Genomic DNA, 11,685 nt, shown 5'->3' with positions numbered 1-11,685 from the left:
GGATCGGACCGTACCCGTCCAGGACGGCCGGCTCGTCCGTGAGGCCCAGCAGCGACAGGACCGGCACGGTGACCAGGACCTGCGCCCGCGGCACCGGAACACCCCCAACCCCATCGGGTCCGCAGTGAACCATTCCGACGTCGGCTGTCCCGCCGTCGGCCGTCCCGCCGGCGGCAAGTCCGCTGGGGCCGCCGTCGACTGTTCCGCCGGTGCCGTTGGTGAGGAGCCAGGTCGCGGCGATGTCGGCGCGCAGCTGGGTCAGGGTCCGGGTCTCGGCCGGGCCCTGCAGGGCKCGGGCGGCGGCGGTGGTCCGTTCCCAGATCCMGGCCGCGGTCTCGGCCGGGAGCCGGGCCGAGAGCCAGGCCATGCCGTCCCGGTCCGGGACAAACTCGACCCGCCGGTCCGCGACGCTTACGCTGTGGCGTGCCTCGATGCTCTCCGGATGGTGGCGTTCGCGCCAGCGACGGGCCTTGGCCCGGAACCGGGACCGCACGAGCTCCCCGGCCGCACAGCCCCGGGCCGCCCCGGGGGCGGCCGGGTCCAGGAAATGCCCCTCCAGCGAGGCCGCCCCGGCAGAATCCAGGCCGCTGGTTTCCTCGACGAGGATCCGGGCGTGCTGCCAGGAAATMGTCCCGGCCCGCAACGCCGCCCAGGTCAGCGGCAGCCCGGTCGTCAAGGCCCGGGCCTCGGACAACAGCGCCCCGGCGGTGCGTTCGCTCACGGTCAGGACACAGGCCACCTCGGCGACCAGGGCCATCTCCTGGACGGCACGGTCCCGCCCGGAGCCCGCCGGCGGGGCCAGGAACCTGACCGCCCGCGCGTAGTCGGCGGCCAGCTGAACCTTCAGCGCCGCCGTCCGGGCCTCCAACCGGGACACCTCAGCCAACMCGTCCAGCAACCCGTCCGCCAGATCCCGCAACGGATCAGCGTCCCGGAGGGCATCAGCATCCCGCAAGTCATTGGCATCCCGCTGGGCATCGGCGGCGGCCGAATCAGAGCGGTCCGCGCCGGCGCCGGACCCGAGCAAGGCAGCCAGCACAGCCACAGACGCAGCAACGGCCTCCACCGCCGCCCCGCTGTCCCCGCTCCAAGCCACCCTGCTTTTCRTACCCCAAGTCTATGAAGGGGCACTGACAATAATGATGGAATTGGTTGTGTTGCGGCGTGACTCAGGCACTKACGCCTGGTCTGCCGCGACGCCTTTCTGACCGGCGCCGTGGCCGCCGTGGTGCCTGCAACCGGGTCTGCTGTAGGCCTGTTCGTGCAAGCGTGGAACTCGCCCTTCCCGTCCATCAAGGCTCAAGCCTGGGCAGCTGGCTGGGGTGCGTGCTCAGCATCGGCCATACTGGCCGCCGCTGTTCTGCTAACCAGCGGCGGTGAACTGGCGGCACTTCTTGCAATCGGCGCATCGTTTGCTMTTTGTTCGTTCCTGATTGCCTTTGCCATCACGGCCCGGCTCCTGGGGCACATTGCAGCCCGCGAATTAGGAGACGGYGCCTGACGGGGGCCCACAGGCCCGGGAGACCGCCGCCCACCGCCGCTCACTTACACGTCCACAGACACGCCCTCAGCCCCGTCGCGGACCAGGGCCGGAGGCCTTCAGTGCACGGGAGATCCCGTGTGMTGCGGTCAGGAGCGCCGGGACGGTGAGGGGCACGGCGGCTTCCTGCCGCGGAACGATGGCATTGAGCGCGGCGGCGACGGCGTTGTCCGGACCGAAGACKGGCACAGCGATGCCCGTCCACTCCGTTACGCCGATGCCCGGCAGGGCAACGTAACCGCGCTGCCTGATGTCAGCCAGGTGTCTCCGGATGAGGGCCGGGTCAGTAATGGTCTCCGCGGTCACCGCCGGCAGTGGGCGCGAAAGCACATCGTCCTGGACGGCAGCTGGCGCGAAGGCCAGCAGCACCAGGCCGGACGAGGCGCCATGAATCGGCATCCTCTGGGCGATATGGGCGGCGTCCAGGCTGGATTGGGGCGAGGACAGCCGCTCCACGTAGAGCACGGTCCCGTGGTCCAGCACCGCCAGCGTGGTGTGCTGGTGCACGGCCGCCTGGACATCCTCCATGAAAGGCAAGGCCAGCTCACGAASATTCAKCGCACGCGATCCCCGTKCTGCCAGCTCCCACATTCGCATCCCCGAACGCAGGTTCCCGTCCGCCAGCCGCTCGATCAGGCCGTGCAGCACTAGATCGTCCACGAGCCGGTGGGTGGTGGTCAGGGGCAGGTCTGCGCGGCGGGCAAGGCCGGAGAGCGTCATGGTGGGAAGGTCGCGGTCGAACGCGCTCATGAGCCGCACGACGCGGCTGATGACMGATTCACCGGTGGGTGAGTTCGCCACGGACGCCTCCGGCCCTGCGCCCTAGCCGGCTTCCACGGTGGCCGCACGCTCCACACCCCGGACCGCGGAGAACTTCGCGATGTCGCGGCCCGCCCGGTAACCAAACACGAGGGCCGGCCCAATGTGCGAGCCGTAGCCCGGGTAGCCGCCGCCGAAGACGCTGACCGCTGCCGCACCGACGGCGATCAGGCCGGGAATGGCAGTMCCCTCGTCAGTGACCACCTCGGAGCGTTCGTTGACGCCAATCCCGGCGAAGGTGCCGAGGTCGCCCATCTGAATCTTGGCGGCATAGTACGGTCCCTTGCCMACCGGGGCCAGGTTCGGGTTCGGCTTGTGCTCCATGTCCCCGCGGAAGTGGTTGTAGAGCGTGGAACCCCGGCCAAAGTACGGGTCCTCGCCGCGCTCCGCCGCCGGGTTGAAGTCAGCCACCGTCGCCTTCAGACCCGCGGCGTCGATGCCGAGCTTGCCGGCCAGTTCCTCCAAGGTGGCGCCCTTGACCAGGTACCCGGTCTTGTAGAAGTACCCGCGCGGCATCGGCCAGGGCTTGGCGTAACCGATGCCGTATTTGTGMATCGTCTTCGCATCCCCGATCACGTACCCGAACGTCTTGTCCTGGCCCTTATTGTGCTCGATCATGGTGCCGCCGAAGTCGTGGTAACTCAGGGCTTCGTTCCCGAACCGCTTGCCGTGGCKGTCGACGGCGATCAGCCCCGGCAGTCCGATGGCGCGCAGGTGCGGGAAGAGGCGCTGCTTGCCGTTGAGGTATTTGAATACCGTGACCGGCGCCCAGGACCCGACGCTGAATACCGAATTGTCGATGTGGCCGCCGGCGCTKATCGCCAGGGTGGCGGCGTCACCGCCGTGGCCCACGGTCGGGGTGAAGTGGTCCTCGCCGTCGGCGTCGTGCGGGAAGTACTGCTGCCGCAGTTCCTTGTTGCCGGAGAAGCCGCCGGCGGCGAGGATGACGCCGAGCCGCGCCGTCACTGTGGCGGCATGCTCACCGCCGATGACCGCCCCGGTGATGGTTCCGTCGTCGTCGCGGGTCAGGGAGAGGGCCGGCGAAGACTTCCACAGGCGCACGCCCAGGTCATCGGCGCTCTTGACYATGCGGGTCATCAGTGCGTTGCCGTTGGAGCGCAGGACGGGTCGCTTGTAGCGGGCGGCGTCGGCCCAGGTGCGCAGCAGCTTCTTAGCCACATACACGAACGAACTGACCGACTGGTTCACGTGGAAGAACTCGTTGATATCCGGKCCGACCTGCGGCATGTAGCCGAACACGGTGTAGGAACTCATGTACGGCTGCATGAGGAGTCGCTTGTCCCCCAGCACGCGCGCGTCAACATCCTGCGGCAGAATGGCCCGGCCCGAGAGCTTTGCGCCCGGCAGGTCCATCTTGTAGTCCGGCGACTTCTCCGGGTAGGTGAACTTCACCTCGGTCTCGTTCTCGAAGAAGGAGATGGCTTCCGGCACGGTGTCCAGGAAGTCACGGACGCCGGCCTTATTGAAAGTCTCCGGGGCCAGGTTCCTCAGGTAGGTCTCGGCTTCCTCCCGGGTGTCCCCCTGCTCCACGCCCTGCTTGTTGCCGGGGACCCACGCCCAACCGGCGGAGATCGCCGTCGTGCCGCCGAAGTACTGTTCCTTCTCGGCCACGATCACGTTCAGTCCTTGCGAGGCGGCTTTCAACGCTGCGGCCATTCCGGCCACACCGGAGCCAATGACGAGGACATCACAGAGGACGGGTTTGCTCATGGTTTTGCTCCGTTCAGTCGGCCGCACGCTTCGCTGCGGCAGCCGGGTTGGAATGCTAGACCCCCAGTAGAGCCGGTGACGCGGATCACCGCGAGGACGATTACCATTGAGCGGGAATCCTGAGGAGGTTCAATGGCGAATTCCGCATCGGGCGAGTCGATCATCGGACGCTTTGTGAAGATCGTAAGCGCGTTCGACGACGGCCACACCTCCATGAGCGTCGCGGAACTGGGGCGCCGGACCKGGCTTCCGGTGACGACGACCTACCGACTGGTCAACGATCTGCTGCTCGAACGGCTCCTCGAACGCGAGCCCGGCGGTGACATCCACATCGGCACCCGGATGTGGGAGCTCGTCTCCCGCGGATCCAAGATGCTGGGGCTGCGGGAGGCCGCCCTGCCGTTCATGGAGGACGTCCAGGCAGTGGTGCAGCACTCCACCACCCTGGGAATCCTTGATTCGGATGAGGTTCTGTACATCKAGCGGMTGGGCTCCGACAAGACAATCGTGGACATCACCAAGATCGCCGGCCGCCTCCCCGTCCACGCGACGTCGTCCGGGCTGGTCCTCCTTGCCCACTCCTCCGCCGCCTACCAGGACACCATCCTGGCCCGCCCGCTGACAAAGTACACCGAAACCACCCTGACCGATCCCGCCCTGCTGCGCCGCCACCTGGCCGAGATCAGGCAGCGCGGCTTCGCGGCCATGCCCGGCGTGATCGTGCCCGAGTCCAGCGGCATCGCCGTCCCCGTCTTCGGCCCCGAGAACACCATCCGCGCCGCCCTCAGCGTGGTGGTGCCGCGCAACGAGGAGAACGCAGCCGCCCGCGTCCCCGTGCTGATGGCTGCCGCGCGGGGCATCTCACGGGCCCTGGGCTGGCGCGGCGAGCTCAAGGGCACCCTCCGCCAAAGTMACTGAACCACGGTTTTCCGGTCAGACTTTTGCCGTTCATCGGCAATCGTGTGGTTGCCGTCACAACTACCCTGCCACTCTGGCTTAGACGCAGCGAAGATGCTGCAGGAGTACGAGGAGCAGCACATGAACCCCACACAGAGCCGCGTGGCCGGGAAGACCGCCGTCGTCACCGGTGGCCGCGGAGATTTGGGCAGCGCCACCGCCGCCCTGCTCGCCGAGCACGGCGCGAAGGTCGCCAGCCTGGACGTTGCGGGCATTCCGTCCGCCGCCACCCACGAAAACATCAGCCAGTACGACGTCGACGTCACCAGCGAGGACAGCGTCGCTGACGCGATCCGCCGGGTGACGGACGAACTMGGCGCCCCGGACATCCTGGTCAACGCGGCCGGCATCATCGGCCCGGCCGGTGCCTCCCACACCGCATCGATGACGGACTTCGACACGATCTTCAACGTCAACGTCAAGGGCGTCTGGCTGATGACCAAACACGTGGTCCCCGGCATGATMGAGAAGGGCGCCGGCAGCATCATCAACTTCTCGTCCATCCACGGCATCACGGGCGGCCGGAACGTGCCGCTCTACCACGCCACCAAGGGCGCCGTCCGGCTGCTGAGCAAATCCGACGCGGCGGCCTACGGAAGCCACGGCATCCGGGTCAATTCCATCCACCCCGGGTCCATGAATACCCGCATGAGCCGCCGCTCCGCCGAGCAGTCCGACATCGGCCCYGAGGCCTATTACAAGCAGCTCGTCGGCTCAAACCCGCTCCCGCGGCAGGGCGAACCGGACGAAATCGCCTACGGCGTGCTCTACCTGGCCTCCGACGAGTCCCGGTTCACCACCGGTTCCGAGCTCGTGATCGACGGCGGCTACACCGCCGTCTGACGGCCGCATACTCTTCCCATCCTGAAAGGCAACACCCATGAAATTCGTCCATGGAACCGCGTCGGACCGCTACGACGTCGTCGTCGTCGGCTCCGGCGCCGGCGCCCTCACCGCGGCGGCCACCGCCGCCCGTGCCGGCAAGTCCGTCGTCGTCCTGGAAAAGAGCGTCCTGTTGGGCGGCACCTCGGCCGTCTCCGGCGGCATGCTCTGGGTGGCCGACAACCACCACGCCCGCGAAGCCGGCATCACCGATTCCAAGGAAGCTGCCGCCAAATATGTGCGGGCAGTGGCCCGCGGCCGCGGACGGGAGGAACTCCTGAACGCCGCCTTGGAGTACGGGGACCAGATGCTCCACTTCGTGGAAGAGGAATGCGGCGTCCGCTTCATCTTCCTGAACAACTTCCCGGACTACCGCCAGGACCTGCCCGGCGCTGTCGAGGGGGGCCGCACGGTGGAGCCCGAACTCTTCAACAGCAGGGAAGCCCTGGACGCGCTCACCCCACACGTCCGCACCGACGGCCGCGCCCCGTTCACCATGCAGGAATACGAAAACTGGGGCGCCTTCACCAAGTTTCCCTGGGACGAACTGAACCGGCGGCAGGCCGACGGTTTCGTGGCCAAGGGCCAGGCCCTCGTATCCATGCTCCTGGCGAGTCTGGTCCGCGACGGCGCAGCCCTCGTCACCGGGGCCCGCGGACACCGCCTGCTCACCGACGGCGGMCGGGTGACCGGCGTCGAACTCGAAACCGGCGACGTCTTCCAGGCGAACGACGGCGTGGTGCTGGCCACCGGCGGCTTCGAATGGGACAAGGCACTGGCCGACTCGATGCTCGCCTCGCGGCTCTACACGATGTGCTCTCCGCCCTCGAACACCGGCGACGGCTTGCGGATGGCCCAGCGGATCGGCGGCCAGACCCGCGGCACCCGGGAAGCCTGGTGGGCCMCGATGTCGGTCACGGGCGACACCCGGGACGGGCAGCCAATCGGCACCCTGCTCCGCTTCGAGCGCCAGGGCCCCGGATCCTTGATGGTCAACCGCCACGGCCGCCGCTTCGCCAACGAATCCCAGAACTACAACGACCTCGCCCGGAGCCTGCAGTCCTGGGACTCCCCCMGGAACCAGACCCTCAACACCCCGGCACACGTGATCGTCGACCACGCCTACATGGAGCGTTACGGCATCCTGGCGCACCGGGCCGGCCAGCCCACTCCCGGCTACCTGATCGAAGCGGCAACACTGGAGGAACTCGCGGCAAGAATCGGCGTTCCCGCCGGAAACCTGACGGCGACTGTGGCGCGGTTCAACGAGTTCGCCGTCAAGGGCGAGGATCCCGACTTCGGCCGCGGCGAAAGCGCGTACGACAAATACTGGGGCGACGGCGACAACCCGTACCCGAACCCGTCCCTGGGTCCCCTCCAGACCGGACCGTTCTACGCCATGGAGGTAGTGAACGGCGCCTTCGGAACCAACGGCGGCGTCGCCACGGACGGCCGCGCCCGCGTCCTGGACGTGGACAACCGCCCCATCGAGGGTCTCTACGCCGCCGGCAACACGACCGAAAACGCCTACGCCGCCGGCTACCCCGGCGCCGGCGCCACCCTMGGCCCGATCATKACCATKGGCTACCTCGCCGGCCGCACCATCGCCGGCCAGGACCCCGGCTTCGCCCCGACGGCCCGCACCACGGCCACCGCTGACGCAGCCGCTGAACTGGTGGAGGCMTGAGATGATCCGCCACACCGTCCTCTTCAAGTTCAAGCCGGACTTCCCGCCYGCCGACAAACAGGCCTGGATCACCGGACTCAACAAGATGACCGGGAATATCCCCGGCATGCTCAGCCTGACCCACGGCCCGGATGTGCTCAGCACAGAGCGCTCCTTCGACTACGCCATCGTGGYGGACTTCGAAAAGGTCGAGGACATCGCGGTGTACAACACCCATCCGCTACACGAACCGCTCAAGGCCTATTCATTCCCCAACAGCCAGCAAATCCTCTCGGTGGACTTCCACCTCGGGGATACCCAGCCGGCTGCCACTAAGACACCGTCGTCTTAAAGGAGATCCCCATGCACACTGCACCCGCTCCACGCCTKACCGCGCGAAAAACACCGCGGAAGGCAGCCCTGGCGTCCTTCCTGGGCAGCACCCTGGAGTACTACGACTTCTTCATCTACGGGACCGCCGCGGCCCTGGTGTTCCCGCACCTGTTCTTCCCCGCCGCCGACCCCGCCATCGGCCTGATCGGTGCGTTCGCCACCTTCGGCGTCGCGTACGTGGCRCGGCCGGTGGGCGGACTCGTCATGGGCCACTTCGGCGACAAACTGGGGCGCAAGAAGATCCTGCTGCTCACCCTGGGCATCATGGGCCTGGCCTCGCTCGGCATCGGCTTCCTGCCAAGCTACGAGCAGGTGGGCATCTGGGCGCCGATCCTGCTGGTGGCCGGGCGGCTCGCGCAGGGTTTCTCCGCCGGGGCTGAATCGGCGGGCGCGTCCACGCTCACGCTGGAACACTCCCCGGAGGGCAGGCGCGGGTTCTTCACCAGCTTTGTGATGACCGGCTACGCCTCCGGCATGGTGCTCGCCACCCTCGTCTTCATCCCGGTCACGTCCATGCCGCAGGAAGCGATGATGAGCTGGGGCTGGCGCATCCCGTTCTGGCTCTCCATCGTGGTCCTGGCCATCGCGTACTGGGTGCGGACCCACCTGGACGAGACCCCGGTCTTCGAGGAGGCCCAGGAACACCGGCAGGTCGCCCCGATGCCGGTCAAGGACGTGCTGAAGTTCCAGGGCCCCGATGTGCTCCGCGTGATGGGCATGTCCATCATGTCCGTCATGCAGACCATCTTCACCGTCTTCGGGCTGGCCTACGCCACCTCCACCGCCGGGTTTGACCGGGCCTCCATCCTGACCGTCAACGCCGTCGCCATCGGCTTGTCGATGTTCGCCATGCCGCTGGCCGCGAGGCTCTCGGACCGGATCGGCCGGCGCCCGCTGCTGCTGACTGCCGCGATCGGCTGCTCGATCACGATCTTCCTGTACTTCCTGGCCCTGTCCTMAGGCAATATCGTGCTGGTGTTCCTGGCAGCTCTCCTGAACATGACGGTGCTGTACTCCGGCTTCAACGGCATCTGGCCCTCGTTCTTTGCCGAGCAGTTCGCCGCCCCGGTGCGCTACACGGGCATGGCGATGGGCAACCAGCTGKGCCTGGTCCTGGCCGGTTTCGCCCCGATGATCGCCGGCATGCTGCTCACCCCCGGCATCACCGGGTGGGTTCCCGTGGCAGTCTTCGCCACGGTCTGCATGCTGATCGCCGCCGTCTCCGTGTACTTCTCCCKCGAGACGTACAAGACCCCCATCCAGGACCTGGGCGGCCCCTACCTGGCCGGGACTGCCCGCCGCCGGGAACTGCTTGCCGGGGAGGATCCCGCCGAGCAGCAGGCCCGGCCGGCCCTGCAGCGTCCCTGAACCGCCACCACTCCGCGCCATCACCCGAAGGAGAACCATGTCCAGACGTCACAGCGCGTTACCCCACCACTGGCCAATCCACGTGGCCGGGACCCGGATCCTGGGGCCGCAGGGGTCCGGCATGTACGGATCCGCAGGGTGCCTGGTCCCTGCCGCAGGCACCGGGGAACCGCCGGCCACGCCTCGGCCCTCCACCGGTGAACTGAGTGCCTCGCCGTGGCTCGGCCTGCACTATGACACGGAAGACATGTAGGAAACGAAAGACCTTGTAGAGCGCCCTGCGGCTCCGCACTGCCCGACGGCGCCTGCCGCCCCGATCCGTTCGGGTGCCGCAGGCGCCGTTTCAGCAKCCAGTCAGGTGACGCTTCGGCCGTTCCTGCCGGTAGAGGTACCGGCAGGCTTCGCGGAAGCCTGCTTCTGCGTACAGGTCCCGGGCACCGGCGTTGGACGCCATCACCAACAGCCAGTAACCCTCCAGCCCGCGGGCGTCGCCTTCGCTCAGCAGGGCCCGGACGATCCGGCCGCCATAGCCGCGTCGCCGCGCGTCCGGGCGCGTCGCCATGCAGTACAGGCCGCCCCAGGCCGGCCCGGCGGGCGCATTCCCGGGCATGGCGAGCCGCGCGACGGCGGCCGGCACCCCGTCGTCGTCCCGCACCAGGGCGTAGACGGCCGGGCAGCCCTCGAGGATGCCGCGGGCGACGGCGAGCTCGGCCGACCCGCCGCGGCCGTCGACGCTCYACCACAGATCCAGCCAGTCGCCAGTGGGTTCAGGGGTGATTTCCACGGCCGGGTCCGGGCCGGCGGAGCCCCCGCCGGGCACCGTCCCGGACGGACGTACCAGGACCAGGGTTTCGGACTGCCGGGTGAACCCTTCGGCGTCGAGCACCGCGTTGAGAGTCCCATGGCGCGGGCTGTCAAAACTTTGAAAAATCAGCGGAAGGCGCCGGTCCCGATACCACAAACGCGCCTCCCGGAGCCTGGCGATCAACCGGTGCGGGTMCTCGCCGGGGTCCCGCGTCCAGACCGAGTTCGCCCGCTGAGTCACGCCGGACGCGGCCCGCAGCACCCACCCGCCAGACTCCTCGCATTCGGCGGCGGGCCACGCGGCATCCATCAGCGCCTCCAGCCCGGGAATCGCTGCCGGGATCCCCGGCGCGATCTGTGCGGGGTTCGATGCGGTGTTCGATGCGGTGTTCGATGCGGGGTTCTGTGCGGGGTTCGGGCTCTGGTCCATCGAGGTTCTCCGTCCGGAACGAATGTAGGGGCAACTGTGCAGAGTGCAGGCACCTGTGCAGACAGCAGGGGCTCCCCGGTTTCCCGGGGAGCCCCTGCTGTTCATGCTTTGCTAGACGGCTAGTTCTTCGCCTCGGGGGCCTTCTTGGCCTCGGGCTTGAAGTCCACGCCGGCTTCCTTGCGCTGCTGCGCCGTGATGGGAGCGGGCGCCTGCGTCAGCGGGTCGAAGCCGCCGCCGGACTTCGGGAAGGCGATGACGTCGCGGATGGACTCCACGCCGGCCAGCAGGGCCACAACGCGGTCCCAGCCGAAGGCGATGCCGCCGTGCGGAGGGGCGCCGAACTTGAAGCCCTCGAGCAGGAAGCCGAACTTCGTCTGGGCGTCTTGCTTATCCAGGCCCATGAGTTCGAAGACCCGTTCCTGGACATCGCGCTCGTGGATACGGATCGAGCCGCCGCCAATTTCGTTGCCGTTGCAGACGATGTCGTAGGCGTAGGACAGTGCCGACTCGGGATCCTGGTCGAAGGTGTCCATGAACTCCGGCTTGGGCGACGTGAACGCGTGGTGCACGGCGGTCCATTTGCCGGCTCCGACGGCGACGTCACCGGACGCGACAGCGGCGGCGGCCGGCTCGAACATCGGCGCGTCCACGACCCAGCAGAAGGCCCAGTCGGACGGGTTGATCAGGCCGGTGCGGTGGCCGATCTCCACGCGGGCCGCGCCCAGGAGGGCACGGGACGGGGTCTTCTCGCCGGCGGMGAAGAAGATGCAGTCACCGGGCTTGGCGCCAACGGCGTCGGCGAGGCCCGCACGCTCGGTGTCAGTGAGGTTCTTGGCCACGGGACCGGCGAGTTCGCCGTCTTCCTTGTACAGGACGTACGCCAGGCCCTTGGCACCGCGCTGCTTGGCCCATTCCTGCCAGGCGTCGAGGGCGCGGCGGGCCTGGGAGGCGCCGCCGGGCATGACGACGGCACCCACATAGGGCGCCTTGAAGACGCCGAAGTTGGTGTCCTTGAAGAATTCGGTCAGCTCGGTGAGCTCCTGGCCGAAGCGCAGGTCCGGCTTGTCCGAGCCAAAGCGGGCCATGGCGTCGTGG

Annotated in this window: 11 protein-coding genes; 6 read left to right on the top strand and 5 right to left on the bottom strand. The window is 68.1% G+C overall.

The window, feature by feature from the left end; genetic code table 11:
- The 3 genes from AC1DBQ_RS17730 to chcC2 all read right to left on the bottom strand — a co-directional run.
- Positions 1-1,096: DUF222 domain-containing protein (locus tag AC1DBQ_RS17730; RefSeq protein WP_476929767.1), on the bottom strand; the 1,096-nt coding region annotated here is incomplete at its 3' end.
- 471 nt (positions 1,097-1,567) lie between these two features.
- Positions 1,568-2,341 (bottom strand): IclR family transcriptional regulator, encoded by a 774-nt coding sequence (locus AC1DBQ_RS17725; RefSeq protein WP_476929766.1) that lies wholly within the window; start codon positions 2,339-2,341, stop codon positions 1,568-1,570.
- Between the two features lie 21 nt (positions 2,342-2,362).
- A complete protein-coding gene (gene chcC2 / locus AC1DBQ_RS17720) occupies positions 2,363-4,090 on the bottom strand; it encodes a 4-oxocyclohex-2-ene-1-carboxylate 5-dehydrogenase (RefSeq protein WP_476929765.1) in 1,728 nt (575 codons plus the stop codon).
- Positions 4,091-4,222: 132 nt separating this feature from the next.
- On the opposite strand from chcC2, the gene AC1DBQ_RS17715 reads away from it, so the two are divergent.
- From AC1DBQ_RS17715 to AC1DBQ_RS17690, 6 genes are all read left to right on the top strand, one after another.
- On the top strand, positions 4,223-5,008 hold the full coding sequence (locus AC1DBQ_RS17715; RefSeq protein ID WP_476929764.1) for an IclR family transcriptional regulator: 786 nt from the start codon (positions 4,223-4,225) through the stop codon (positions 5,006-5,008).
- A 120-nt stretch (positions 5,009-5,128) separates the two neighbouring features.
- The gene (locus tag AC1DBQ_RS17710; protein ID WP_476929763.1) at positions 5,129-5,890 is read left to right on the top strand and encodes an SDR family NAD(P)-dependent oxidoreductase; all 762 of its coding nucleotides are present in this window, start codon (positions 5,129-5,131) and stop codon (positions 5,888-5,890) included.
- A 37-nt stretch (positions 5,891-5,927) separates the two neighbouring features.
- Complete coding sequence (gene chcC1, locus AC1DBQ_RS17705; RefSeq protein ID WP_476929762.1) at positions 5,928-7,616, top strand: 4-oxocyclohexanecarboxylate 2-dehydrogenase; 1,689 nt, start codon at positions 5,928-5,930, stop codon at positions 7,614-7,616.
- Between the two features lies 1 nt (position 7,617).
- On the top strand, positions 7,618-7,947 hold the full coding sequence (locus AC1DBQ_RS17700; protein WP_476929761.1) for a Dabb family protein: 330 nt from the start codon (positions 7,618-7,620) through the stop codon (positions 7,945-7,947).
- A gap of 11 nt (positions 7,948-7,958) precedes the next feature.
- Entirely contained in the window at positions 7,959-9,356 is a 1,398-nt protein-coding gene (locus tag AC1DBQ_RS17695; protein WP_476929760.1) for an MFS transporter, read from the top strand.
- A 37-nt stretch (positions 9,357-9,393) separates the two neighbouring features.
- Positions 9,394-9,609 (top strand): hypothetical protein, encoded by a 216-nt coding sequence (locus AC1DBQ_RS17690; protein ID WP_476929759.1) that lies wholly within the window; start codon positions 9,394-9,396, stop codon positions 9,607-9,609.
- Between the two features lie 90 nt (positions 9,610-9,699).
- Here AC1DBQ_RS17690 and AC1DBQ_RS17685 read toward each other — a convergent pair whose 3' ends face one another.
- On the bottom strand, positions 9,700-10,590 hold the full coding sequence (locus AC1DBQ_RS17685; RefSeq protein WP_476929758.1) for a GNAT family N-acetyltransferase: 891 nt from the start codon (positions 10,588-10,590) through the stop codon (positions 9,700-9,702).
- Between the two features lie 119 nt (positions 10,591-10,709).
- Positions 10,710-11,685: amino acid--tRNA ligase-related protein (locus AC1DBQ_RS17680; RefSeq protein WP_476929757.1), on the bottom strand; the 976-nt coding region annotated here is incomplete at its 5' end.

Source organism: Arthrobacter sp. 10T413_2, assembly GCF_056394205.1.
Note: the sequence above shows the minus strand (reverse complement) of the source record. Positions and strands in the feature narration are given on the sequence as shown.